The organism is Denitraticella aggregata (genome assembly GCF_048158365.1).
Classification (GTDB): Bacteria; Pseudomonadota; Gammaproteobacteria; order Burkholderiales; family Rhodocyclaceae; genus Azoarcus_F.
In genome coordinates this window covers 79519-104977 of record NZ_JBLLNL010000005.1, presented here as the reverse complement: position 1 = coordinate 104977, position 25459 = coordinate 79519, and the positions used below count along the sequence as shown (strand labels likewise).

Here is a 25459-nt window from a genome sequence, read left to right as displayed (position 1 = left end):
TTTCCGAAGGGAACCTGGACGCGGCGATAGAATCTGTCTCCGGTCCCTCACAGTTTAAGCCCGCCCCTCGCCCATGTCCGACTCGATTCGCATTCGCGGCGCCAACCAGAACAATCTGAAGAATCTGTCGCTGGATCTGCCGTTGAACGAACTGACCGTCGTCACCGGCGTGTCGGGTTCGGGGAAATCCTCGTTGGTGTTCGACACGCTGTATGCCGAGGGCCAGCGTCGCTACGTCGAGACCTTCTCGCCGTATGCGCGCCAGTTCCTGGACCGCCAGGACCGACCGCGGGTGGACCGCATCGAAGGCGTCCCGCCGGCGATCGCGATCGACCAGACCAATCCGGTGCGGACCTCGCGCTCGACCGTCGGCACGATGACCGAGCTCGCCGACCATTTCAAGCTGTTGTATGCGCGTGCCGCGAACCTCTGCTGCCGCGGCTGCGGGGCGAGGGTCACGCGCGACGACACCGACCGCATCGTCACCGCGCTGGCCGAACGCTGTGCCGGGCATGATCCGCGTCTGGTCGTCAGCTTCCCGGTGCCGATCCCGGCCAGCTTCAGCGAAGCCGAGATCACCGACCTGCTCAAGCGCCAGGGTTATACCCGCATCCATACACGGATGCCCGGCAAGACGGGGGACGTGCTTTACGTGGTGCAGGATCGCTTTCGCATCGGAAGCGCCGAGCGCAGCCGTATCACAGACGCGATCGAGACCGCGCTGGAACACGGCAAGGGGCGCATCGCGGTGCATGCCCTGACCGAACCTGCCGAGACCCTGTGGCGCTTCAGCCGCGATCTGCACTGTGCGGACTGCGACATCCATTATTCCGATCCGACCCCCGGCCTGTTCTCGTTCAACTCGGCCGTCGGTGCCTGCGACACCTGTCGTGGTTTCGGTCGCGTGATCGGCGTCGATTTCGGCCTGGCCATCCCGGATGAATCCAGGACGCTGGCCGACGGCGCGGTCAAGCCTTGGCAGAGTCCGAGCTTCAGGGAGTGCCAGGACGATCTCGACAAGATGGCGAAGAAGTACGGCGTCCCGATGCACGTCCCGGTGCGCGAGCTGTCGCCCGAGCATCGCCACTGGCTGCTCGAGGGCGACGACAGCTGGAAGAGCTGGGAATCGTCCTGGCCGCGCAAATGGTACGGCGTGCGGCGATTCTTCGAATGGCTGGAGACCAAGGCCTACAAGATGCACATCCGGGTGCTGCTGTCGCGTTACCGGAGTTACACGGAATGTCCGGCCTGTCATGGGGCACGTCTGAAGCCGGAGGCACTCTTATGGCGGCTGGGAGAAAGGCGTCCCGCGGCGACAGCGCTGGACGGGGGGGACGACGGGCTGAGGCCTCTGCCCCGCAGCGAACGAAGCCCGTCGCCCCCCGTGGCCGGCGCAGATACCACGCACGGCGCCAACCTGATCGACGGAAGCTTGACCAGCCTGGCGATCCACGAACTGATGGCGCTGCCGATCAGCAAGGTCCGGGCCTTCATCGAGCGACTCGAGCTGCCAGTACCGCTGGACGAAGCGACCGATCTGCTGATGGGCGAGTTGCGCAGCCGGCTCGACTATCTCGCCGACGTCGGACTGTCCTATCTGACACTGGACCGCCAGTCACGCACTTTGTCCGGTGGCGAAGTGCAGCGCATCAACCTCACCACTGCGCTGGGCACATCGCTGGTCAACACGCTGTTCGTGCTCGATGAGCCGTCGATCGGCCTGCACCCGCGCGACATCGACCGCATCCTCGGCGTGATGACCCGCCTGCGCGACGCCGGCAACACGCTGGTCGTGGTGGAGCACGATCCGCAGGTCATGCTCGCGGCCGACCGCCTGCTCGACATCGGACCCGGCCCCGGCGAACGCGGCGGCGAGATCGTCGCCTATGCGACGCCGGCCGAGATCGCGGCCAACCCGGACTCGGTCACCGGTGCCTATCTGTCGGGCCGCCGTCGTGTCGATGCCGGTCGTCGAAGCCGGCCGGTCGAGGCGGACGGGCCGGCGCTCACGCTGATCGGGGCCGCGCAGCACAACCTGCGCGCCATCGATGTGCGCATTCCGCTCGGTTCGCTGGTATGCGTGTCCGGCGTGTCCGGCTCGGGCAAGTCCACGCTGATCCAGGACGTGCTCCATCCGGCGCTGGCGCGCCAGTTCGGCCAGGCGGGCGAGACCCCCGGGACCCATGCAGCGCTCGAAGGTCTGGCGCATCTTTCCGGCGTGGTGATGGTGGACCAGTCACCGATCGGCAAGAGCGCGCGCTCGACCCCGGTCAGCCACGTCGGCGCATGGGACGCGATCCGCAAGCAGTTCGCCGGCCTGCCGGACGCGAAGAGCCGTGGCTACACGCCGGGCACCTTCAGTTTCAACGCCGGCACCGGGCGTTGTCCGACCTGCACAGGTTCCGGCTTCGAGCACGTCGAGATGCAGTTCCTGTCCGATGTGTACCTGCGCTGTCCCGACTGCGACGGCAGGCGCTACCGCCCCGAAGTGCTGGAACTGCAGGTGCGCGGCCGGTCGGTCGCGGATGTGCTCGACATGACCGTATCGGAAGCGTTGGGCTTCTTTGCCGACGATGCGGAGATCCAGCGGGTGCTCGCGCCGCTGGCCGATGTCGGCCTGGAATACCTGCGTCTCGGCCAGCCGGTGCCGACCCTGTCCGGCGGCGAGGCGCAGCGACTCAAACTCGCCGGTCACCTGGCCGAGGCGGGACGCAGGAAACCGGCCGGTTACGCGAAAGCCCGGCCGCGCAAAGCCTTATCGAAGCCGGGCGAGGATGTGAAGACCGACCGGTTGCTGTTCCTGTTCGACGAGCCGACCACCGGCCTGCACTTCCAGGATGTCGCGGTGCTTCTGCTCGCGTTCGACAAACTGCTCGATGCCGGTCATGCGCTGGTCGTGATCGAACACAATCTCGATGTGCTGCTCGCCGCCGACTGGATCATCGATCTCGGCCCGGAAGGCGGCGAGGAGGGCGGCGCAGTCATCGCCACCGGCACGCCCTCGACTGTGATGGGCTGTGCCGCATCGCACACCGGCCGCGCGATGCGCGCGTGGTCCGACGCGCTGGCGCGTGCCGCCGACCCGGTCTCGCCGCAGCCGATCGCGGCCGAAGCGCGTGCCGCCTACCCGGTGGTACGTGACAACGCGATCGAGATCCGCCATGCCCGCGAGCACAACCTGAAGGATGTCAGCCTGCGCATCCCGCGCGACCGGTTCACGGTGATCACCGGCCTGTCCGGCTCCGGCAAGTCCACGCTCGCGTTCGACATCGTGTTCGGCGAAGGCCAGCGGCGCTACCTCGAGTCGCTGAACGCGTATGCGCGCCAGTTCGTGCAGCCGGCGAGCCGGCCGGACGTCGACGCCCTGTTCGGCATCCCGCCGACGGTCGCGATCGAGCAGCGGGTCAGTCGTGGCGGGCGCAAGAGCACGGTCGGCACGCTGACCGAGATCCAGCCGTTTCTGCGTCTGCTGTATGTGAAGCTCGGCACCCAGTACTGCCCGGAGTGCGACGTGCCGGTGGTGCCGCAGAGCTTCGATGCGATCGTGGCCCAGATCCAGCGTGATTTCGCGGGCAAGTCGATCGAGGTGCTGGCGCCGCTGATCGTCAATCGAAAGGGCCTGTACACCGATCTCGCCAAATGGGCGCGCGGCAAGGGGTACGAACAGTTGCGCGTGGATGGCGAATATCTGCCGACCCGCAAATGGCCGCGGCTGGACCGGTACAAGGAGCATGTGATCGACCTGCCGGTCGGCATGCTGGTGGTCAGGGCGGAGCTTGAGGCGACGCTGCGCATCCAGCTCGGCGACGCGCTGGAGCACGGCAAGGGCGTGGTCAAGGTGCTCGAGCTCGGTGCGCTCGGTGCCAACCCGGTGACCTTCTCGACCCGACGCGCCTGTCCATGCTGCGGCACGAGCTTTCCCGAACCGGATCCGCGGCTGTTCTCGTACAACGCAAAGCACGGCTGGTGCCCCAGCTGCTATGGCACCGGGCTGAAGATCACTGGCCGGGTCGAGGATCCGGATGCGCTGGACCTGGGCGATGCGGCCGACGTGCTGGACGCGGGTGAAGGCGGTGGGACGGTCTGCCCGGCCTGCGCCGGTGCGCGGCTGAACCCGGTGGCGCGCGCGGTGCGCTTTCGCGAGCAGGGCATCCACGCGCTGTCGGCATTGTCGGTCGAGCGGGTCTCCGGTTTCTTCGACCAGCTCGTACTGGCGGGCCGCGAGACCGACATCGGCCGCGATCTGAAGGACGAGATACAGGGGCGGCTCGCGTTTCTGAGAAAGGTCGGTCTGGGCTATCTGGCCCTCGACCGTGCCGCGCCGACGCTGTCCGGCGGTGAGGCGCAGCGCATCCGGCTCGCGGCACAGCTCGGCTCCAACCTGCGGGGCGTGTGCTACATCCTGGACGAACCGACGATCGGCCTGCACCCGCGCGATAATCAGTTGCTGCTCGACACGCTCGAGGCATTGCGCGATCGGGGCAACACCTTGCTGGTGGTCGAGCATGACGAGGAGACGATCCGGCGTGCCGACCATGTGATCGATCTCGGCCCGGGTGCCGGCGTGCGCGGTGGCCGGGTCGTGGCCGAAGGTCGCCTCGCCGATCTGGTCGCATCGCCCGAATCCGCGACCGGCGCGTGCCTGCGCGCGCCGCTGAGGCATCCGGTGCAGCCGCGCCGCACGGTCGGCGACGACCACCCGGCGATCACGGTCGAGGGCGCGACGCTGCACAATCTCAACGCGGTCGACGCGCGTGTGCCGCTCGGCCGGCTGACCGTGGTCACCGGCGTGTCCGGCTCGGGCAAGTCCACGCTGGCGCGCGACGTGTTGCTGGCGTCGCTGGTGCGCGGGGCGGCGAGCGCGCGGACCGGCAAGCAGGCCGGTCGTAGCGCCGCCGCGACCGAGGGTGCCCCTGCGAGGGGGCGCAAGGGCGCGGCGGCGTCGAAGTTTGCCGCTCCGGTCGCTGTGTCGGCCGCGACCTTCCAGCCACTGGGCTGCGATGCGATTCACGGCTGGCAGGCGGTCGGGCGGGTGCTGGAAGTGGATCAGACGCCGATCGGCAAGACGCCGCGTTCCTGTCCGGCGACCTATGTCGGTTTCTGGGATGCGATCCGGAAGCTGTTCGCCGAGACCTTCGATGCCAGGGCCAGCGGCTGGAGCGCGTCACGCTTCTCGTTCAACACCGGTGCGGGCCGTTGTCCGGCATGCGAGGGTCAGGGGCAGATCACTGTCGAGATGAACTTCCTGCCGGACGTGAAGCTGCCCTGCGATGTGTGCGGCGGGGGCCGTTTCAACCCGGAGACATTGGCGGTGAAATGGCGCGGCAAGTCGGTGGCCGACGTGCTGGCGATGCCGGTCGAGGAGGCGGTGGAATTCTTCGGTGCGCATCCGTCGATCGCGCATCCGCTGTCTTTGCTGAACGATGTGGGGCTGGGCTATCTGACGCTGGGGCAGCCGAGTCCGACGCTGTCGGGCGGCGAGGCACAGCGGATCAAGCTGGTGACCGAACTGGCCAAGGTGCGCGGCCGCGCCGGCGAGGGGCTGCCCACCGGCGGCCGGCCGCTGCCGCCCGAAAAGCACACGCTGTATGTGCTGGACGAACCGACCGTGGGTCTGCACATGGCCGATGTCGAGAAGCTGATCCGGGTGCTGCACCGCCTGGTGGATGCCGGTCACACGGTGCTGGTGATCGAGCATGACCTCGATGTGATGGCCGAGGCAGATTGGCTGATCGATCTCGGTCCGGAAGGCGGCGAGAACGGCGGCGAGATCGTCGCGCAGGGGCCGGTGGAATCGGTGTGCGACCAGCCCGTCTCGCATACCGCGCGCATTCTGGGTGAATTCATGCGGCAACGCCGCGTCGAACCTTCGGACGCAAACAGTGCATGACCTGCACAGGCGATGGAGGTGATCGGTCGCGGCCGGATGGATCAGTCGGCGATCACGCTGCCATGAGGATTCATCCCCCGCTGCGAGGTCCTCGTAGAGCCTCGCAGCGGGGGACGGAAGTCGATGTTCGACCCGGGATCGTTCGAGACGATCCCCTTGGCGATCACTCGATGCGCACCGGCACGAACAGCCTCGAACCGCCGCGCTGGATCAACAGCGCGAAGCGATCACCGGCCTGGCCGAGCAGGCTGCGGAACGCTTCGACCGTGCTCACAGGCTGATTGTTCAGCGCAAGGATCACGTCGCCCTGGCGTAACCCGGCCTTGGCCGCCGGACCGGTGACGGACTCGACCATCAGCCCGCCGGCCGCGTCGACCTGGCTGGCCTCGTTGGCGGTGAGCGCCCGGGCGGTGAGACCGAGCCGACTGCCGGCATCCTCGCCGGGGCGTGCCGGCATGGCTGCAGTGGCGATGGTTTCAGACTGCATCTCGTCAAGTGTGGCGGTGATGTCGCGGCTGCGGCCGTCACGCCAGATCTCAATTCGAATCTGCGTTCCCGGCCGCTTCTCGCCGATGATGCGAGGCAGATCGGCCGAATCGGCGACCTTCACGCCGTCGACCGACAGCACGACGTCGCCCGGCTGCAACTTGGCCTTGGCTGCCGCGCTGTTCGGCTCGACGTTGGAGACCAGCGCCCCGGCCGGTTCGGACAGTCCGAAGGTCTGTGCCAGATCGGCGTCCACCGCCTGGATCGTCACGCCGAGTTTGCCGCGCTGGACCCGACCGAACTCGATCAGCTGATCCTTGACGTTCATCGCGACATCGATCGGGATTGCGAACGAGATGCCCATGAAGCCGCCCGACGGCGAGTAGATCTGCGCATTGATGCCGATGACCTCGCCAGCGAGGTTGAACAGCGGCCCGCCCGAGTTGCCCGGATTGATCGCGACATCGGTCTGGATGAACGGCACATAGGTCTCTGCAGGCAGGCGTCGCGCCTTGGCCGAGATGATGCCGGCAGTTACGGTGTTGTCGAAGCCGAATGGTGACCCCATCGCGACCACCCATTCGCCGACGCGCGACTGTTCCGGATCCCCGATGCGTACCGTCGGCAGGTCTGCAGCGTCGATCTTGAGCAGCGCGATGTCGGTACGCGGGTCGCTGCCGATCACTTCGGCGGTGAATTCGCGCCGGTCGATCAGCCGTACCGTGACTTCCGTATCCGCGCCCCGCTCGGCGACCACATGCGCGTTGGTCAACACATAGCCATCCTGGCTGACGATGAAGCCGGAACCGATGCCGCGACTGCTGCGCGGGCCGCGCTCCTGGCCGGGCATGCCCGGCAACGGAATGCCGAAACGACGCAACAGGTCGAACATCGGATCGTCCGGAGCGGGTGCGCCACTGCGCTCGGCGGTCGCGACTCGGCGGACGACAATGATGTTGACGACCGCGTCTCCCACTTCCTCGACCATATCGCCGAAGTCCGGGAGTCCGAACCGATTGGGCTGCACCAGCGTTGCGTGCGTGTCGGCCAGCGCGTTCGACAGGATGGGGGTGTTGGGCAGGCCGGCCACGAGCAGTACCGTAAGCACTGCCGACAGAATCATTGTTCGCATGTTCCTCGCTACCTTTCTGGTTGGTCGATCAGCATGCGTAGACGAGCGCGAGTCCCGCATGTTCCCGAAGGTGTTCAGAAGTCCGCAGTCAGCGTCAGATAGACCTGCGGTTCGACCTGGTTCCCGTCCCGTCGGTCGCGTTGGCTCTGCAACGGACGATGGGCCAGTTCCTGATGCTTGCAGAGCAGGTTGAGACCGGTCAGACGAACCTCGGCCGGGATACCCGCTACGCTCAAGCTGCGCGCGATGCTCGCGTCCAGCGTCGTGTAGGCCGGAACGGTGTAGCGATAGTCGGGGACATAGCCGCTGCCGGCATCGATCGGCCCCATGCGCATCAACGTGAGCATGCTGCGCCACAGCTTACCGCGCTGCTGCCAGCTGAGGCTTGCGACATAGGGGGCCACGCTACGCTCGACCTGCGGCATCGACGGTGCACTCATGCGCATCAGGGCGTGATTGAACGTCATCTCGCCATTATTCCAGGGCGAGAAGCGCAGCTGGTACTCGAGTCCGGTCAGGTCCACATGCCGAGGCAGGTTGAACCAGCGGGTTGCCCCCAGCGTCTGCTGGATCGCGGCATGCCGGCTGCCCGGCGCAGGGACTACGACATACGGACGGGCGGCGTCGATCGGTTCGAAGGCATCGATGCGCTGCCGCCAGATCAGCTCCGAGATGCGTTCACGAAACAGTCGCGCATCCAATCTGGCCCTGACGAACGGCAGATCACCGCGATAGCCCAGCTCGAGCGTGTCGATGTGCTGTGCATCGATGCGCGGGTTGGCGATATGCCGCTGGTGCAGCAATTCGCCATCGGGTGACAGCACGCGAACATCCGCATTGCGCTCGAACAGCGACGGATGCCGGTAGGCGCGGGAGTATCCGGCACGCCACGACTGTTTCGGGTCCGGCTGCCAGTTGATGAACAGTCGGGGCGACAGACGCGGCGAATCATTCTCGAAACGCTCGGCCATCGCGCCGGCGTTGAGCAGCCAGTCGTTGGCGATCCGCCATTCCAGGCTGCCGAACAGGCGGAACAGGCGCTCGCTCTCATTGTTGCTGCCGTGAAACAGAATCGGTGCGTCGAGTGAGTCGCGACGCAGTTCGGCACCCCACACGACGCGCAGACCACCGGCCGTCGCAAGGCGGTGCACGAGTTCGAGATTGTCACGTCGACTGCTGCGATTCTGGTTCACCGGGATGCCGGTCAGCCCCAGGGCCGGCGCGTCCACTTCCCACTTGTCGCGCGTCTTCTCGCGGTTCTGGTACCAGCTCAGCGTGATCGCCTCGTCTGCGCTGGGCGCATGGGTCCAGCGCAGATGAACGAAGGTGTCGTCGATGTGTCCATCGCGCTCGCCCGAGCCGTTGAACGGGGTGCCGCGATGACCAAGCCCGTTGCGGCCTTCACTGATCCCTGCGAAGAGGCTGATTTCGCTGGCAGCGTCCAGGCGCAGGTCGGCGCGCAGATTGCCCGTGTTCATGCGGCTGTCGTCACGCAGCCTGGAGAAGCCATCGTCATTGCGGCTGCTGGCCGACACCCTGACGCCGAGCGGACCCTGGTGTGCGACCATGCGCGCCGAGGCATCGCGAATGCCCGACTGGCCGACCCGGATCCCGACCGACGGTCCGCGGTCCTCGCGGGTGTGGTGCGTGATGATATTGACCACGCCGAGAAAGGCATTCGACCCGTAGGTAGCCGAGTCCGAACCGCGGATGACCTCGATGCGCTCGATGTCGGCCAGGTCGATCGGCAGCGCCCCCCAGTTTGCGCCGCCGAAGAAATGCGGGGAATACACCGAGCGACCGTCGATCAGGACCTGCATGTTGTTCGGAAAATCCTGGCCGAGCCCGTGATAGGTCACCCAGTCGTCGTTGCCGCGTTCCTGCCCCACCTGCATGCCGGGTACGAGACGGAAGAGTCGCGCGATGCTGCGGTAGCCGGTGGCCCGGATCAGGTCCTGATCGATCACCGAAACCGCACCCGGGACGTCCTGGAGCGCGGTCGGCATGCGGGATACCGACAGCACCACCGGCAGTGCTTCCAGAAATGACGATTCCATGTGCTCGGCATGGGCCAAAGTCGGTGAGCTAGATGCCAATGTCAAGAGGGTCGGCATCAGGCCCGATGCGCATGAAATCAACCGCATGGTGGTGAGTGAGGACGTTCTGCTCGTGTTGTTATGCGAAAAGGATTATAACGCGGGAAGCGTTCTGCGCCGAACCGACTGACGTTCGAGCGGTCCCAGTGGCATCGAGGTTTCGCTTTGTTGCAGATTCGGCAGATGTCGTATGAACAGCGATTCCGCTAACATGGCATCATTCGGGCAACGTATTCGACGCAACGCAAGAAGGCATGCATCCTCCATGACACTAACCGATCTTCGTTATCTCGTTGCCCTCGCTCGCGAGCGCCACTTCGGGCGTGCTGCGGAGAAATGCCATGTCAGCCAGCCGACCCTGTCGGTGGCGGTGAAGAAGGTCGAAGATGAACTCGGCGTGCAACTGTTCGAGCGCAGTGCGACCGAGGTCAAGATCACGGCGACCGGCCAGAGGATCGTCAATCAGGCCGAAAAGGTTCTGCTCGAGGCGGCCCAGATTCCCGAGATCGCGGCGGCCGGCAAGGATCCGCTGTCCGGTCCGTTGCGGCTCGGCGTGATCTACACGATCGGTCCTTATCTGCTGCCTCGACTCATTCCGCTGGTCCATCGCCATGCGCCTCGCATGCCGCTGATGATCCAGGAGAATTTCACGACCCGGCTGGTGGAGGCGCTCAAACGCGGCGAGCTCGATGTCATCATCCTGTCCCTGCCGCTGGAGGAGCCGGGCGTCGTCGCGCAGCCGGTGTACGACGAACCCTTCAGGGTCCTGATGCCGGCGGATCATCCGTGGACTGCGCTGAGCCATATCGCCCCCGATACACTGGCGGACGACCAGTTGCTGCTGCTCGGTGCCGGAAACTGTTTCCGCGATCAGGTACTCGAGGTCTGTCCGCACTGCCGTAACGTCAGCGGGCTGCAGCGGACGCTCGAAGGCAGTTCGCTCGAGACGATCCGCCACATGGTGGCGAGCGGACTGGGCGTGACGGTGCTGCCCAGTGCCGCCGCAGATGACTTGCCTGAGCAGAACGCCCTGGTCGCGGTCAGACCTTTCTCCGAACCGCAGCCTACGCGTCGGGTTGCGCTGGCGTGGCGCGTGACGTACCCGCGCAGCGGCGCGATCGACGCGCTGCGCACTGCCATCATGGAGAGCGCCCTGCCCGGCGTGACGCCGGTCGGCGGTCTGCCTGCCGCCGAGGCGGCCTGAAGCAGCATTCAACCTGCACGGCCGGCCGCGTGCGGCGCGAGTTTCCGTAGGGATTCGCTGACAAGGTCGGCAGACAACGCGTTTCGGCGCCCGCTCTCGAGATTTGCGTTTGCTTCCGCGTCGGGCGCAAAGGAGCAGCCCAATGTTCCAGCATTCACCTCCCATCGTCATCGTCGGAACCGGACTGGCCGGGTACGGGCTATTGCGCGCCATCCGTCGCAAGGACGCGGGCCGCGACATCACGCTGGTCAGCGCTGATGATGGTGCCGCCTATTCCCGCGCGCAGTTTCCGTTCGGCATGTCGGGCAGCAAGGATGCGGGCGAGCTCGTGCTCGCCAGTGCCGAGCAGATGGCGCATCGTTTCGATGCGGTGGTGCGCACCCGCACACGCGTGTTGCGCATCGAGCGCAACGACCGCTTGCTGATCACCGAACGCGGAAAGCTGTCTTTTGGCGCACTGGTGCTCGCCTGCGGCGCGGAGCCGTTGCGCCCGTCGAATCTGCGCGGATCGGCGCGCGAGCAGGTCCTCACGCTCGGCAGTCTGGACGAGTACCGTTATTTCCGCCACGAACTGGCGGGTCGCAGGCACGTCGTGATCCTGGGCGGCGGCGTGGTCGGCTGCGAGTTTGCCGACAATCTGCGCCGCGCAGGCCGTTCGGTCACGCTGTTCGAAGCCGGCACGCGTCTGCTCGGTGACCGGCTACCCGCGCTGTGTGCGGCACGGCTCGCAGGATCCCTTGCCGATGCGGGGGTCCGGGTCATGCTCGAAGACGGACTGATACGGGTGGACCAGGGCCCGGATGATCTGGAGTTGACCACCCTCTCCGGCGCCCGGCTGTCGGCCGATCTGGTGATCGCGGTGCTGGGCAATCGATCCAGAACCCAGCTCGCGCGCGAGGCCGGGCTGGCGTCGCGGCGTGGCATCACGGTGGATGCAGGGCTGGCGACGAACGACCCCAACATCTTCGCGATCGGTGAATGCGTCGAGCTTGGCGGCCGCTTGTTTTACCTGCCGGAGGATATCGAGGCCAGCTGCCGGATCCTTGCCGACAATCTGTGCGGTGGCAGCGCACGCATGCGCTGGAAACCGCGTCTGCACCGGCTTCAACTCGAAGCCTGCCCGGTGGTGCTGTGTGAGCCGCCTCCGGTTGCGGGTGAGTGGCTGGAAACGGCGACACCGCGTGGCGTGAAGGCCAGTTTTCATGATCGCAGTGGCGATTTGCGCGGCTTCGCGCTGGTCGGAGACACGGTGGATCAGACCGAGGCCTGGTCCAAGCGCGTGCTTGGTTGAGCCGGTCGCAGCAGCGAGCTTGCTCTCCGGACAGAATCCGCCGCCGACCGACGCGGCTCGTCAGGCCTTGCGTCCGGCCTTCTTCGCAGCCGGCTTGGGTGCGGCCTTGTCGCTGCTGGTATCGACCCCTTCGCCCTTGGCCACTTTGGGTTTGCGCGGTTCGAACTCGAAGCCGACCTTGCCGTCGGGGCCTCGAACCAGGAAGGCGGAGAACTTGCGCCGCGTGCGGGCTGACACGAATTCCTTGAACAGGTCGGTGCGCCCGTCGGTCAGCAGCTTCTTCATCTGATCGCGATCGACCGCCTGTTGCAGGATGATCTTGCCCGATCTGAAGTCGCAGGTCTTCTCCGGTCCGACCGACTTCTCGCAGACATAGGCCATGCCGTGCTCGAAGACGTGTGCACCGCATTTCGGGCACGCACCCAGCGGCTGCTGCTCGGAGAAATCGACCGCCTCCTCGGCCTCGCCCTCCTTCGGCTGGCCGAAGTCGAACTCGGGTTGCCTGTCGTCGTTGAGGCGGATCTCTGCGTTGAACAATCGCCCCATCTTGCTGCGGAAACCGGTCAGCGGACCGACCCTGCCTTCCCGCAGCAGGGTCTCGATCTCATCGATCTCGAACTGCCGGCCGGCGACGATCTTCCACGCGCTCCAGTCGCAGGCCTGGCATGCGAACTTCTTGTAGTTCTCCTTGACCACGCCGCCGCATTTCGGGCACGGCGCACCCAGCGTGACGAAATCGCCGGGCACCGTGTCGGATTCATAGCGCTTCGCGCGTTCGACCATCTCGCGCGCCATCTCGGCGATCTCGTGCATGAATTCCGGGCGGGACAGGCCGCCGCGCTCCATGCTGGCGAGCTTGTGCTCCCACTCCCCGGTCAGTTCCGGCGAAGTCAGCGCGGACACGCCCAGTCCCTTCAGCAGCGTGATCAGCGAGAAGGCCTTGGCGCTCGGAATGAGTTCGCGTCCCTCGCGGTGCAGGTATCGTTCGGCGATCAGACCCTCGATGATCTGGGCGCGGGTGGCCGGTGTGCCGAGGCCGCGATCGGCCATCGCCGCGCGCAGTTCCTCGTCGTCGATCATCTTGCCCGCCCCCTCCATGGCCGACAGCAGCGTCGCCTCGTTGAAGCGGGCAGGGGGTTTGGTGGCGAGCGCCTTGACCAGCAGTTCGTCGGTGGACACCGTCTCGCCGGGGTCGACCGGCACCAGTTGCGCGCCGCCGTCCTTGTCGTCGTCGACTTTCGCGGCTTCCTTGCCGTAAACCGTCAGCCAGCCGGGATTGACCAGCACCTTGCCTTCGGTCTTGAAGGCCTCGCCCTCGACCCGGGTGATTCGGGTGGTGATGCGGTATTCGGCGGCCGGATAGAACACCGACAGGAAGCGCCGGGTGACCAGATCGTAGATCTTCTGTTCCGGCTCGGACAGGCTCTTGGGCACGGTGCCGGTCGGGATGATCGCGAAGTGATCCGACACCTTTGCATTGTTGAAGATGCGTTTGTTGGGCCGGATCCAGCCGCTTTTGACGATCTCGTTCGCGAACGGTGCGTACGCCTGCGGCAGATCCCGCATCACGGTCGTGACGGTGTCGATATAGTCTTCCGGCAGCGCCCGGGCGTCGGTACGCGGGTAGGTCAGCACCTTGTGGCGCTCGTACAGCGCCTGTGCGATCTGCAAGGTCGCCCGCGCCGAGAAGCCGAAGCGTCCGTTGGCCTCGCGCTGCAGGCTGGTCAGGTCGAACAGCAGCGGCGAGAGTTGCGTGGAGGGCTTGGCCTCTTCGGAGACGCTGCCTGGCTTGCCATCGCACCTGGCGCGGATCGCCTCGGCCTTGTCCGCGTCCCACAGCCGGAACGCGGTGGCGTGCTCGTCGCCGTCGCGCTTCTTGAACCCCTCGTCGAACCAGCGTCCGGCATAATGCCCGGCACGGCAACCGAAGCGCGCCTCGAGTTCCCAGTAGTCCCTGGGCTTGAACTTGCGGATGCGGTCCTCACGTTCGACCACGATCGCCAGTGTCGGTGTCTGCACCCGTCCCACCGTGGTCAGGTGGAAGCCGCCGGTCTTGGAATTGAACGCGGTCATCGCGCGGGTGCCGTTGATCCCGATCAGCCAGTCACTTTCGGCGCGGCATACGGCAGCCGAACGGAGGCCTTCGACCTCCTCGGCGGATTTCAACTGCTCGAAACCATCGCGGATCGCAGCCGGCGTCATCGATTGCAGCCACAGGCGTTGAATCGGCTTTCTGGCCTTGGCATGCTCGACGATGAAGTTGAAGATCAGCTCACCCTCGCGTCCCGCGTCGCACGCGTTGATCAATCCGTCCACGTCCTTGCGCTTGATCAGACGGGTCAGCAGTTTGAGCCGGTCGCCGGTCTTGTCGATCGGTTTGAGCGTGAAATGCGGTGGAACCACCGGCAGATGAGCGAAGGTCCATTTGCCTCGCTTGACCTCGAACTCCTCCGGGACGGCCAGTTCGAGCAGGTGGCCGATCGCGGACGACAGCACGTACTGGTCGGACTCGAAATAGTCCTTTTCCTTGGTGAACCCGCCCAGCGCGCGTGCAATGTCCTGCGCGACCGAAGGCTTTTCCGCGATGATCAGTTGCTTGCTCATGCTGTGGGGTACCTTGCGAAGCCGGTTCGGGCTCCGGTGTTAGTCTGTGTGCGACGATCCGAACGGCGATCGAGGTCCGTCCTGCGCAATCCGTCTGTTTCGGTCATTCCTGCGCCGCTGCAGTTCCCGAAGCGGCGCATGCGCTGCTCAAGGCGCCCCTGAAATCGTGCTGCACCGGTCTGACCGTGAACCGGCGCGCATGACGGCCCGAATGCGGCGCATGATAAGCACCCCATGGCAGGCCATGCAAGCACGGAGGTTTGACCCGGGTGTTTCGACGCCGGGCCGCGGAGTCGGCGCAGCCTACTGCAGTACGACGTATTCCTCGTCCTCTTCGCCGGTCAGCAATTCGTCCAGGATCAGCGTGTCCAGCGGACGGTCCTGCTGCCACATCACGATCAGCACGATCACTTTCAGGCGATAGAGATTGAGGTTGAATCCGTCCAGCGCGAGCGCCCGATCGATGACCAGTTCGCGCATGGTCGGGTCGAGCACACCGGCGCTCTCGAGAAAGGTCACGAAGCCGCGGCAATCCACATCGAGCCGCGCTTCCTCTTCCGGTGCGTACAGGCGGATCGTGTCCGCCCTCGGGGCACTGATCATCGGTCGTGCGGCCGATGTGTCACGCAGGCCGGACAGCCATTGCAGTGCCTCCGAGATCTCCTCATCCTCGAAGCCCGCGGCCGAGAGCTTGCGCGCTAGATGATGCGATTCCGGGCAGGCATCCGCGCGGACATAGTTTTCGAAGAGATAGACCAGGATGTCGAACATGTTTGGGCACACGGAATTCAAAGGCGCTGGAACCGGCCTCCCGGCATGCGGCTGATGTGGCCGTCCAGTTCCAATGGCAGCAGGATGGCGTACAGCGCATCCAGCGTCAAGCCGGAGCGGCTGGCGAGCGTGTCGAGGTCGGTCGGATCATGGCCCAGTGCGTCGATCACCCGGCGGGTCTGGTCGTCGTCGGGCGGAGGGGCGAGAGAGGCCTGCGCAGGCACCGTCCTGGCCGTATGAACGGACCGCGTTGCGATCGGCGTGCGTTCGCCGGTGACGCCGCTCCAGCCCAGCTCCTCGAAAACGTCGGACGCGGTCTCGACCAGTTTTGCGCCGTCGCGTATGAGCCGGTGACAGCCACGCGCGAGTGGTGAATGTATCGACCCCGGGATCGCGAACACCTCCCGCCCGCAGTCTGCAGCCAGGCGCGCGGTGATGAGCGATCCGCTGCCCACGGCTGCCTCGACCACCAGCACGCCGAGACCGAGGCCGGCAATGATGCGGTTGCGGCGCGGAAAATTGTGCGGCAACGGCGGCGTGCCCAACGGGTACTCGCTGACGATCGCCCCGTGCGCGGCGATCTGATGTGCAAGGGCGCGATTGCGCGCCGGATAGACCCGGTCCGCGCCAGTGCCGATCACCGCGATGGTCGTGCGGTCGGCCGCGAGCGCGCCGCGGTGCGCGGCGGCATCGATGCCGAGGGCGAGTCCGCTGACGATGGCCAGTCCGGCCTCGGCCAGACTGCGTGAGAAGGCCTCGGCGTTGGCGACACCCTGTGCCGTCGCGGATCGTGCGCCCACGACCGACAGACCGGGCTCAGCCAGCCTGGCCGGGTTGCCCCTGACATAGAGCACTACCGGCGGGTCGGGAATCGTCAGCAGCGACTGGGGGTAGGTGCCGTCGGCGAGCGTGACGATGTGGTTGTCGGGATCTTCACTCCACGTGAGCGCTTCTTCGATTGCGGCCTGGTCGGCCGGCGCCAGCACCCGGTCGGCGGCTTCGGCGCCCACCACCGACACGAGCGCGCTGCGGCCCGCGGAAAATATGCCTTCAGGCAGGCCGAAGGCGGCCAGCAGCGTACGCTGGACCGCAGGTCCCAGGCCCTGACTGCGGGTGAGCCGGATCCAGTCCGCGAGATCACTCATTCGGGGCGTTGCCGCGGCCCGACCCTGCGGTCGGACGCATGGCCGATGTGTCGTCGTTTCAGGGCGTGCGGACGCTGTCGCCGATCGTGACCTGGCCGTCGCTATCCATGACCAGCGCGTAGGCGACACGGTTGAACACACGGAAGACGAAAGCGAGCCCGTAGCGATTCTCGGGCAGATCGAAGGTTTCGGTCACGCGCCCTTCCGTGTAGTCGACGCTGCCGCGATTGCGATACAAGGCGAGCACGTGACCCTGCTCGAGACCGTCGCGGGCACCGACGTTCAAGGTCACGACGCTGTGCCGCCCTGCGGCGATCACGCCACGATAAATGCCGATGAGGCGACCGTCGATCTGCATCTCGGGCGCACGAGGCACGTGTGCGAAGACCGGGGAACGATCGCTGAGCAGCATGCGGTCGCCGGTGCCGATTTCCTCGACCGCGCTGAGGATCTCGAGTGTCGCCGGCACACCGCCGAACCGACTGCGCCCGGTCCGATCATCCGGAGACGACCACGGCTCCTCATGGGCTTCGAGTGTGCTGGGATGTCGCCAGACGACGTGCGCGGGTGCAACGTCCTGCGGTGGCGCCGTGCCGGGGGCGACCACGCGCGCGGTACCGAGGTAATCGGCCTCGTAGGCGAGGATCTCGTTGGTGACCGGGTCGATCAAGGGTCTGGTCTGGCGAAAGACCTGCCAGGTGCCCGTCGCCGGGGTCACATCCTTGGCGAAGACGGTGTCGCCGTTGCCCATGAACACACGTTCGGACTCGGTCGCGACGATCGTCGCGGCGCCGACCAGCTCCGCTTCGTCGACGATCAGCGGACGGATCAGGAAGGGTTCGATGTCCTGTAGCGGGATGCTGTTGATCGCGGCATCGACCGGCTCCGAATAGACTCTCGGGGACAGCCGCTGATCACCGCCGACCCGCCGCCCGATCGACAGGTAGGGCCCGCTGCGGTCGAGGAAGATGACCTGTCCCGGATAGATCAGGTGCGGATTGCGGATCTGCTCCCGGTTCAAGCGCCAGACTTCCGGCCAGCGCCACGGTTGCTGCAGGAATCGCCCCGAGATGCCCCAGAGCGTATCGCCCCGGACCACGGTATAGGAATCCGGCGCATTGTCGGCCAGCGCGACGGGTTGGGCCAGGGCCGGCGCGCCGATGAGGGTGGCAACGGCGAACAGGAGTGGGAATATAATGCGGATCATTGCTCGCTTCCGATTGGAGCAGACCGGAATCTCCCGTCACCGGAACACCGACCTCCGGCGAAGGGTCCAATCCGCAATCTCGATTCAATTGCAAATAGAATACGCGGCACAACGTGGCTTGGCATGCCAAAGCACTTGAAATTCTGCACGTAAAGACTTAACGCGGCAAGCATTCAATATGGCCCTACTCCCAATTCTTCGCTATCCCGACCCCCGACTGCATCGACGCGCGGTGCCGGTGACGGCCGTCGACGATCGTATCCGCCAACTGGTGGCCGACATGGCCGAGACTATGTATGAAGCGCCTGGTATCGGCCTGGCGGCGACCCAGGTCAATGTGCACGAGCGCGTCATCGTCATCGACGTGTCCGAGGACAAGTCCGAGCTGATGGCCTTCATCAACCCCGAGATCCTTGCGCGGGATGGTGAGCAGACCTGCGAGGAAGGCTGCCTGTCGGTGCCCGGCATCTACGAAAGCGTGACCCGTGCCGAGCGGGTCAAGGTCAGGGCGCTGGACGCGAACGGTCAGTCCTTCGAGCTCGAGGCCGATGGGTTGCTGGCCGTGTGCATACAGCATGAAATCGATCATCTCGATGGCAAGGTGTTCGTCGAGTACCTGTCCAACCTGAAGCTCAACCGCATCAAGGCGAAGCTCGTCAAGAAGGCGCGGATCACCGCGTGAGTGCCGGGGCGGGCGTGCACAGGATTGCCGATCGGCCTCTCCGGGTTGCGTTTGCCGGGACGCCCGAGTTTGCCGCGGCCGCGCTGGACGCGATCGTCGCCGCCGGCTTCGACGTGCCGCTGGTGCTGACTCAGCCCGACCGGCCCGCCGGGCGCGGTTTGAAGTTGGTCGCGAGCCCGGTCAAGCAACACGCGCTGACGCACGGAATCCCGGTCGATCAGCCCGAGCGGCTGCGCAGCGACGCGCAGCGGGCGCGCCTGTCAGCCTGTGCGTCCGACGTGCTGGTGGTGGCCGCCTATGGCCTGATCCTGCCGCGGACGGTGCTCGACCTGCCGCGTCTGGGGTGCATCAACATCCACGCGTCGCTGCTGCCGCGCTGGCGCGGGGCTGCGCCCATTCATCGCGCGATCGAGGCCGGCGATGTCGAAACCGGCATCACCATCATGCGCATGGACGAAGGTCTCGATACCGGGCCGATGCTGATGCAACGCGCGATCCCGATCACCGAGCGCGACACCACCGGTTCGCTGCATGACCGTCTCGCGGCGCTGGGCGCCGAGCTGGTCGTCGATGCATTGCAGGCGCTGGTCGAAGGCCGGCAGAGCGAGACCGTCCAGCCCGAGGCGGGGGTCACCTACGCGCACAAGATCAGCCGCGAAGAGGCGGCGATCGACTGGCATCGGCCGGCCCGGGAGGTGGACCGCGCGGTGCGGGCGTTCAATCCCTTTCCGGTCGCGAACGGGGTGCTGCGCGATACCGTGATCAAGGTCTGGCAGGCGGAACCTGTCGCGGGCAGCGGTCGGCCCGGGACCGTGCTCGCCGCGGACGAGCATGGTGTGATGGTGGCTTGCGGCGACGGGGCGCTGCGGCTGCTCGAACTGCAACGACCGGGTAGCCGTCGGATGCCGGCCGGGGAATTCCTGCGCGGATTTCCGGTCTCTGGTGGCGAATCCTTCGTGGTCGGGAAGACCGGTGTCGGTCAGCGAACTGCTTGAAAATTCGGCACAAGTCCCCATCTTCGGCGCAAGTCCACAGCTTTTCTGACAGGAATTACTGCAATGTTCGGTAACTGGTTGAAGACATCAATCCTGATGGCGGGCATCGTCGCGCTGTTCGGGGCGGTCGGTGCGATGATCGGCGGCCGCGACGGCATGTTGATGGCGCTGCTGTTCGGCGGCGCGATGAACGTGTGGGCGTTCTGGTTCTCGGACAAGATGGTGCTCAAGATGTACAACGCGCGCCAGGTCGACCCGAGCTCGTCGCCCTATCTCTACAACATGGTGCGGGAACTTACGCAGCGCGCGAATCTGCCGATGCCCAAGGTCTACATCATCGACGAGGCGCAGCCGAACGCGTTCGCGACCGGGCGCAATCCGGACAACGCGGCGGTGGCCGCGACCACCGGCATCATCCGCATGCTGTCCGAGCGCGAACTGCGCGGCGTGATGGCGCACGAGCTGGCCCACGTGAAGAACCGCGACATCCTGATCTCGACGATGTCGGCCACGGTGGCGGGTGCGATCTCGATGCTGGCACAGTTCGGCATGTTCTTCGGCGGGCGCGGAGAGAACCGGCCGCACCCCGCGTTCGCGTTGCTGATGATGATCCTCGCGCCGATGGCCGCGATGGTCATCCAGATGGCGATCTCGCGTACCCGCGAATTCGGCGCGGATCGCGGCGGCGCCGAGATCTCCGGCGATCCCGAGGCGCTGGCCAGCGCGCTGGCCAAGATCGAGGCCTACGCCAAGGGCATCCCGATGCAGGTGGCCGAGCGCCATCCCGAGACCGCGCAGATGATGATCATGAATCCGCTGTCGGGCGGCGGATTGCGCGGGCTGTTCTCGACCCATCCGGCCACGCAGGACCGGATCGCGAAGCTGCGCGCGATGGTCGGTCGGGTCTGAGTCGACCGACCCGCAACGATCGCGGACGACACGCCGTGCGGCCGCCGGTTTCGACCGCGGCCGGCGGCGGTCTGATCGGCCGCATCCGCCGCTCGGTCCGTCTGAAGCTGCTGGTACTGGTGCTCGTGCCCCTTCTGGTCGGCGTGCCGGTGCTGCTCGGGCTGGTGTGGACCTGGGGCAATCAGGCCTACGAGCGGTTGCTGACCTTCAAGGTCGCGTCCGACATGATCACCGCGAACGGCTACTTCGAGCGTGTGCGTGTTGGCGTGGGTCGCGACATCGCCGCGCTGTCGGAGTCGAGCCGGCTGGTGAGCGGCCTGGCCGAGACCGGCCGCGTCGGCTTCGAGGAACTGCTCGCGGATCTGGCCGAACGACACCGGCTCGACTTCCTGTTGTTTCTGGACCCGCGGGGGCAACCGATCGCGACCACGCGCGGCGCGCGTCTGCCGCTCGAAGTCCGATCCGGCTGGCCGGTCGTGGGCGCGGCGCTGCATGAACGTGCGCGGGTCACGGTCGAGCGCTTCAGTCCGGATGCACTGGAAGAGCTGGACCCTGCACTGCGCCGGCGCGCATGGCAGCCGCTGGTGCCGACACTCGCCGCCGCCCCCGACCCGCGTACCGCCGAGGACCGCGGCATGGTCATCCATGCGGCCGCGCCGGTGTACGACCGCGCTGGCAGCCTGGTCGGGGTGCTCGAGGGGGGCGTGCTGCTGAACGGCAATCTCGAACTGGTCGACCGGATCAACGACATCGTGTATCGCGAAGGCTCGCTGCCGCTGGGCAGTCAGGGCACCGCGACGCTCTTCCTCGGAGACACCCGGATCGCGACCAACGTGCGCCTGTTCGAGGGCGAGCGGGCGCTGGGCACGCGCGTATCGCAGGCGGTGCGCGATCGGGTGCTCGGCGACGGTGAGCTGTGGCTCGGTACCGCTTTCGTCGTCAACGACTGGTATGTGTCGGGCTACGAGCCGATCGAGGACGGGCGCGGCGAGCGCATCGGCATGCTCTACGTGGGCTTTCTCGAGGCACCGCTGCGCACCGCGATGCATGGCGCGATGATCGCGCTGTTCGCACTGTTCGTGCTGATCAGTGTCTTCGGCACGATTCTGAGCCTGCGCTGGGCGCGCAGTGTGTTCCTGCCGATCGAGCGCATGAATGACGTGATCCAGCGCATCGAGCGCGGCGATGCCGATGCCCGGGTCGGCCCGGTGGCCAGCCGCGACGAGCTTGGCCGCCTGGCGGGCGAGTTCGACGCGCTGCTGGACAGCCTGGCCGCAAGACGGGAGGAGTTGCAGCGCTGGGCCGACGAACTCGACCGGAAGGTGGCGGAACGCACCGCCGAGCTGGAGCAGGCCAACGAGACCCTGCGACGCGCGCAGCAGCAACTGGTGATGAGCGAGAAGCTGGCCGCCATCGGCGAACTCACGGCCGGTGTCGCGCACGAGGTCAACAACCCGGTCGCGGTGATCCAGGGCAATCTCGACGTGTTGCGCGACGTGCTCGGTCCGGCGGCCGAGCCGGTGCGCGACGAGATCCGCCTGATCCACGAACAGGTCGACCGGATCCGGCTGATCGTGGCCAAGCTGTTGCAGTTCGCGCGCCCGGGCGATTTCGCAGGTTACACGGAAGCAGTCGATGTGGACGCGGTGGTGCAGGACTGCGTGCTGCTCACCCGACACACGCTGGACAAGAACGCCATCGGCGTGGTCACGCGGTTCGACTCCGGCACCCGCGTCGAGATCAATCGCGGCGAACTGCAGCAGGTGCTGATCAACCTGATCGTCAATGCCGCGCATGCGATGCCCGACGGCGGCCGGCTCAGCCTGAGCACCGAGGACTGGCGGGACGACGACGGCGACGTGCTGGGCGTGGTGCTGAAGGTCGGCGATACCGGGCATGGCATCGCCCCCGAGCATCTGGCGACGATCTTCGACCCGTTCTTCACGACCAAGAAGGAGAGCGGTACAGGGCTCGGTCTGTCGGTCACCTACACAATCGTCGAGCGCTACGGCGGGCGGATCACGGTCAGCAGCACGCCGGGCGAGGGCACCGAGTTCCAGGTCTGTCTGCATCGCGACGCGCACTTCCAGAGCGGGCCCGAGGCGCCCGGTTTCATGAAACGCTGGCAGGTTTGACGGCGCGGCGTCGCCCTCGGTTATGATGCGCACCAGAACGCCGGTGGCGGGAACTGTCGGCGTTTTGCACTTTTAACGCAGTATTCGGAAGAACAGCCGGCCAGATGCAGCGCATGTGGCGCTCCATGAGCCGGTCCGGAGGAGACACGATGCAGCACCCAGACGCGATGGAACCGGATCGCCTCGCGCCCGGTTCCGCGCCGGAGCAGGAACTCGCGTGGCCGGGGCGCAGCATCCTGATCGTCGACGACGAGGCGGGGATGCGAAGCTTCCTCGCGCGTGCGCTCGGATCACGCTGCGCCCGCATCGAGGTCGCCTCCGACGTCGAACAGGCGCGCGCCCTGATGGAGAGGGTGCACTTCGACCTGCTGATCCTGGACATCGCGCTGCCGGGCAAATCCGGCATCGAGTGGCTGCACGAATTGCGTGACCAGGGGGTCGGTGTCGATGTGATCCTGATCACCGCCTTCGCCGACCTCGAGAGTGCGATCGACGCACTGCGTGCCGGGGCTTCGGACTTCATCCTGAAGCCGTTTCGCTGCGACCAGATCCTGAATGCGATCAAGAACTGCTTTCAGCGTGCGACGCTGGCGCGCGAGAATTTCGTGTTGCGGCGCGAACTTTCGGTGCGCGAAGCCGATATCGAGGGGCTGGTCGGCCAGTCGGCACCGATGCAGGCGCTGCGGGCCGTGTTGCAGCGGGTCGCGCCGACCTCGTGCACGATGCTGTTGCAGGGCGAGTCCGGCACCGGCAAGGAGGTCGTCGCACGCGCGCTGCACCACATGAGTACGCGCCGTGAGCGTCCCTTCGTCCCGATCAATTGCGCCGCGATCCCATCCGAGCTGATCGAGAGCGAACTCTTCGGCCATGTCAGAGGCGCCTTCACCGGCGCCACAGCTAGCCGCAACGGCCTGTTCTACTATGCGCATGGCGGCACGCTGTTTCTGGACGAGATCAGCGAACTGCCCCTTCCGATGCAGAGCAGGCTGCTGCGGGTGCTCGAGGATCGAAAAGTGCGTCCGGTCGGGTCCGAGCGGGAGGTGCCGGTAGATGTGCGCATCATCGCCGCGTCCAACCGGGACTTGCTCGATGCGGTGCGGGCCGGCGCATTTCGCGAGGATCTGTACTTTCGCCTGGCCGTGGTGGACCTGCACATCCCGCCGCTGCGCGAGCGCCGCGAGGATATCCCGGGCCTGGTCGGGCACTTCATCACGCTGCTGTCGCAGCGCCTGGGCGTGCCGCCGCTGGCGGTCGAAGCGCACGTGATCGATGCGCTGTGCCGTTACCCGTGGCCGGGCAACGTGCGCGAGCTGCGCAATCTGGTCGAACGTTCGCTGATTCTGGGCGACTTCGTCCTCGATGGGTTGGGCGTGTCGCCCAACCCGGTCAGGACCCCGGCCGACCCGGTCCTGACCCTGGAAGAGGTCGAGCGACGCCACATCTTCGAGACGCTGGAGGCCTGCGGCGGCAACCGCAACGAGGCCGCGCGCCGCCTCGGCGTGTCGCGCAAGACGTTGGACCGAAAGTGCGCCGACTGGAGTGAAACGACTGCATGAACAACTCGTCATCAAGGCCTGCCACAGGAGCCGCATGATGAAGGTGATCGGTTTCGCAGGTTGGTCCGGTAGCGGCAAGACCACGCTGGTCGAGCAGGTGATCGCAGTGCTGACCGCACGCGGCCTGGCGGTGTCGCTGGTCAAGCATGCCCATCACTCGTTCGACATCGACCATCGCGGCAAGGATTCCTGGCGGCATCGCCAGGCGGGTTGCCGCGAGGTGCTGATCAGTTCGCGCAATCGCTGGTCGCTGGTGCACGAGCTCAGGGACGAACAGGAGATGTCGCTTGACGAGCTGCTCACGCGCCTGTCGGATTGCGATCTCGCACTGGTCGAAGGGTTCAAGCATGCGCCCATCCCCAAGATCGAGGTATATCGCGAGGAGGCATGCGAATCCCTGCTGTTTCCCGACGACCCGCACATCGTCGCGGTCGCGACCGATTCGACCACGCTCGATACCGGCGCGCTGCCACGACTGGACATCAATGTGGCGGAGGCGGTCGCGGATTTCGTTGTGTCGCATTGTTTCGGCCGGCGGCATGAGTTGAGCCAGGTGGGCTGAGGGGTCCGCGAGGGTGCTTGCAGTGAGGTCGGCATCCGCGAAGAACGGTCTGGCTTCGATCGAATCGTCCGGGAGGCGGGAATGGATCGTCGTGCGTTCGTGAAATCGTGCAGCGTGGGGGTCGGCGTGATTGCGGCGGGTGGATTGACCTTGCCTGCCGGCGCATCGGCGCATGCCTACCGTCGCGTTCGTCTGGTCGGCGATGATGGGCGGGTGCTGCGGCCGGGCGACATCGTGGCCGGTCAGGCTTACGTGTTCCACTATCCGTTTGCGGCGACGCCGTGCTTTCTGCTGAATCTCGGTCGGCCGGTGCCGGGCCAGCCGGGCCTGAAAACCGACGGCGGTGAGCGTTACGACTGGCCTGGCGGCGTCGGCCCGACCCGCTCGATCGTCGCGTACTCCGCGATCTGCGCGCACAAGATGGCGCATCCAACCCGGGTCATCAGCTACATCAGCTTTCGCGAAGCGAAAGGCGGCGAGGACCCCGAGACCGGCGTGATCAGCTGCTGTGCCGAGAACAGTCGCTACGATCCCTATGCCGGCGCTGCGGTCCTGTCCGGGCCCGCGCCGCAGCCGCTGGCGGCGATCCTGCTGGAGCACGATGCAGCTAGCCAGGAACTGTTGGCCGTCGGCACGCTGGGCGCGGAGATGTTCCAGCGCTTCTTCAGCGAGTTCGCGGCGCGATTGAGCCTGGAGCACCCCGGAGCAGATCCGCGCATGCCGATTGCCGACGATGTCCACGTGCGGCGCCTCGAAAATTTCAGCGCCAACGTCGTGTCGTGCTGAGCCCGGGC

At 66.2% G+C, this 25459-nt stretch carries 17 protein-coding genes; 11 read left to right on the top strand and 6 right to left on the bottom strand.

The window, feature by feature from the left end; translation table 11 throughout:
* The first annotated feature begins 73 nt into the window (after window positions 1-73).
* Entirely contained in the window at window positions 74-5890 is a 5817-nt protein-coding gene (locus tag ACKVEX_RS08190; protein WP_473215222.1) for an excinuclease ABC subunit UvrA, read from the top strand.
* Window positions 5891-6053: 163 nt separating this feature from the next.
* Here the strand turns inward: ACKVEX_RS08190 and ACKVEX_RS08185 are convergent, their stop codons facing one another.
* Together ACKVEX_RS08185 and ACKVEX_RS08180 are read right to left on the bottom strand one after the other, a co-directional pair.
* On the bottom strand, window positions 6054-7508 hold the full coding sequence (locus tag ACKVEX_RS08185; RefSeq protein ID WP_473215221.1) for a DegQ family serine endoprotease: 1455 nt from the start codon (window positions 7506-7508) through the stop codon (window positions 6054-6056).
* A 74-nt stretch (window positions 7509-7582) separates the two neighbouring features.
* Window positions 7583-9514 (bottom strand): TonB-dependent receptor plug domain-containing protein, encoded by a 1932-nt coding sequence (locus ACKVEX_RS08180; protein ID WP_473215220.1) that lies wholly within the window; start codon window positions 9512-9514, stop codon window positions 7583-7585.
* On the opposite strand from ACKVEX_RS08180, the gene ACKVEX_RS08175 reads away from it, so the two are divergent.
* The 3 genes from ACKVEX_RS08175 to ACKVEX_RS08165 all read left to right on the top strand — a co-directional run bounded on the left by ACKVEX_RS08175 (window position 9513) and on the right by ACKVEX_RS08165 (window position 12099).
* Entirely contained in the window at window positions 9513-9734 is a 222-nt protein-coding gene (locus tag ACKVEX_RS08175) for a hypothetical protein (protein ID WP_473215219.1), read from the top strand. The two genes, ACKVEX_RS08180 and ACKVEX_RS08175, sit on opposite strands and share 2 nt — an antisense overlap.
* A gap of 135 nt (window positions 9735-9869) precedes the next feature.
* A complete protein-coding gene (locus tag ACKVEX_RS08170) occupies window positions 9870-10808 on the top strand; it encodes a hydrogen peroxide-inducible genes activator (protein WP_473215218.1) in 939 nt (312 codons plus the stop codon).
* Window positions 10809-10950: 142 nt separating this feature from the next.
* Entirely contained in the window at window positions 10951-12099 is a 1149-nt protein-coding gene (locus ACKVEX_RS08165; protein WP_473215217.1) for an NAD(P)/FAD-dependent oxidoreductase, read from the top strand.
* A 60-nt stretch (window positions 12100-12159) separates the two neighbouring features.
* Here ACKVEX_RS08165 and ACKVEX_RS08160 read toward each other — a convergent pair whose 3' ends face one another.
* The 4 genes from ACKVEX_RS08160 to ACKVEX_RS08145 all read right to left on the bottom strand — a co-directional run bounded on the left by ACKVEX_RS08160 (window position 12160) and on the right by ACKVEX_RS08145 (window position 17826).
* Complete coding sequence (locus tag ACKVEX_RS08160; protein WP_473215216.1) at window positions 12160-14703, bottom strand: DNA topoisomerase III; 2544 nt, start codon at window positions 14701-14703, stop codon at window positions 12160-12162.
* 303 nt (window positions 14704-15006) lie between these two features.
* Window positions 15007-15474: a Smg family protein gene (locus ACKVEX_RS08155; RefSeq protein ID WP_473215215.1), complete on the bottom strand. Its 468-nt coding sequence runs from the start codon at window positions 15472-15474 to the stop codon at window positions 15007-15009.
* A gap of 17 nt (window positions 15475-15491) precedes the next feature.
* Complete coding sequence (gene dprA / locus ACKVEX_RS08150) at window positions 15492-16619, bottom strand: DNA-processing protein DprA (RefSeq protein ID WP_473215214.1); 1128 nt, start codon at window positions 16617-16619, stop codon at window positions 15492-15494.
* Window positions 16620-16677: 58 nt separating this feature from the next.
* Complete coding sequence (locus ACKVEX_RS08145) at window positions 16678-17826, bottom strand: LysM peptidoglycan-binding domain-containing protein (RefSeq protein WP_473215213.1); 1149 nt, start codon at window positions 17824-17826, stop codon at window positions 16678-16680.
* A 178-nt stretch (window positions 17827-18004) separates the two neighbouring features.
* Between ACKVEX_RS08145 and def the strand changes: the two genes are divergently transcribed.
* From def to ACKVEX_RS08110, 7 genes are all read left to right on the top strand, one after another.
* Window positions 18005-18508, top strand: coding sequence for a peptide deformylase (gene def, locus ACKVEX_RS08140; RefSeq protein WP_473215212.1), 504 nt, complete (start codon window positions 18005-18007; stop codon window positions 18506-18508).
* On the top strand, window positions 18505-19503 hold the full coding sequence (gene fmt, locus ACKVEX_RS08135; RefSeq protein ID WP_473215211.1) for a methionyl-tRNA formyltransferase: 999 nt from the start codon (window positions 18505-18507) through the stop codon (window positions 19501-19503). Before def ends, fmt begins: the two co-directional genes overlap by 4 nt.
* A gap of 63 nt (window positions 19504-19566) precedes the next feature.
* Complete coding sequence (htpX, locus tag ACKVEX_RS08130; protein ID WP_473215210.1) at window positions 19567-20412, top strand: zinc metalloprotease HtpX; 846 nt, start codon at window positions 19567-19569, stop codon at window positions 20410-20412.
* A 35-nt stretch (window positions 20413-20447) separates the two neighbouring features.
* Window positions 20448-22547, top strand: a complete 2100-nt coding sequence (locus ACKVEX_RS08125; RefSeq protein WP_473215209.1) for a sensor histidine kinase — start codon at window positions 20448-20450, stop codon at window positions 22545-22547.
* Between the two features lie 149 nt (window positions 22548-22696).
* Complete coding sequence (locus ACKVEX_RS08120) at window positions 22697-24103, top strand: sigma-54-dependent transcriptional regulator (RefSeq protein WP_473215208.1); 1407 nt, start codon at window positions 22697-22699, stop codon at window positions 24101-24103.
* Window positions 24087-24665, top strand: a complete 579-nt coding sequence (gene mobB, locus ACKVEX_RS08115) for a molybdopterin-guanine dinucleotide biosynthesis protein B (RefSeq protein WP_473215207.1) — start codon at window positions 24087-24089, stop codon at window positions 24663-24665. Before ACKVEX_RS08120 ends, mobB begins: the two co-directional genes overlap by 17 nt.
* A gap of 81 nt (window positions 24666-24746) precedes the next feature.
* Window positions 24747-25451, top strand: coding sequence for a Rieske (2Fe-2S) protein (locus tag ACKVEX_RS08110; protein ID WP_473215206.1), 705 nt, complete (start codon window positions 24747-24749; stop codon window positions 25449-25451).
* Window positions 25452-25459 lie beyond the last annotated feature (8 nt).

Coding starts and splice junctions, on each gene's coding strand:
- ACKVEX_RS08190 (WP_473215222.1), top strand. CDS start 74: ATGTCCGACTCGATTCGCATTCGCGGCGCCAACCAGAACAATCTGAAG.
- ACKVEX_RS08185 (WP_473215221.1), bottom strand. CDS start 7,508: ATGCGAACAATGATTCTGTCGGCAGTGCTTACGGTACTGCTCGTGGCC.
- ACKVEX_RS08175 (WP_473215219.1), top strand. CDS start 9,513: ATGCGGGATACCGACAGCACCACCGGCAGTGCTTCCAGAAATGACGAT.
- ACKVEX_RS08180 (WP_473215220.1), bottom strand. CDS start 9,514: ATGCCGACCGCGCTCCAGGACGTCCCGGGTGCGGTTTCGGTGATCGAT.
- ACKVEX_RS08170 (WP_473215218.1), top strand. CDS start 9,870: ATGACACTAACCGATCTTCGTTATCTCGTTGCCCTCGCTCGCGAGCGC.
- ACKVEX_RS08165 (WP_473215217.1), top strand. CDS start 10,951: ATGTTCCAGCATTCACCTCCCATCGTCATCGTCGGAACCGGACTGGCC.
- ACKVEX_RS08160 (WP_473215216.1), bottom strand. CDS start 14,703: ATGAGCAAGCAACTGATCATCGCGGAAAAGCCTTCGGTCGCGCAGGAC.
- ACKVEX_RS08155 (WP_473215215.1), bottom strand. CDS start 15,474: ATGTTCGACATCCTGGTCTATCTCTTCGAAAACTATGTCCGCGCGGAT.
- dprA (WP_473215214.1), bottom strand. CDS start 16,619: ATGAGTGATCTCGCGGACTGGATCCGGCTCACCCGCAGTCAGGGCCTG.
- ACKVEX_RS08145 (WP_473215213.1), bottom strand. CDS start 17,826: ATGATCCGCATTATATTCCCACTCCTGTTCGCCGTTGCCACCCTCATC.
- def (WP_473215212.1), top strand. CDS start 18,005: ATGGCCCTACTCCCAATTCTTCGCTATCCCGACCCCCGACTGCATCGA.
- htpX (WP_473215210.1), top strand. CDS start 19,567: ATGTTCGGTAACTGGTTGAAGACATCAATCCTGATGGCGGGCATCGTC.
- ACKVEX_RS08120 (WP_473215208.1), top strand. CDS start 22,697: ATGCAGCACCCAGACGCGATGGAACCGGATCGCCTCGCGCCCGGTTCC.
- ACKVEX_RS08110 (WP_473215206.1), top strand. CDS start 24,747: ATGGATCGTCGTGCGTTCGTGAAATCGTGCAGCGTGGGGGTCGGCGTG.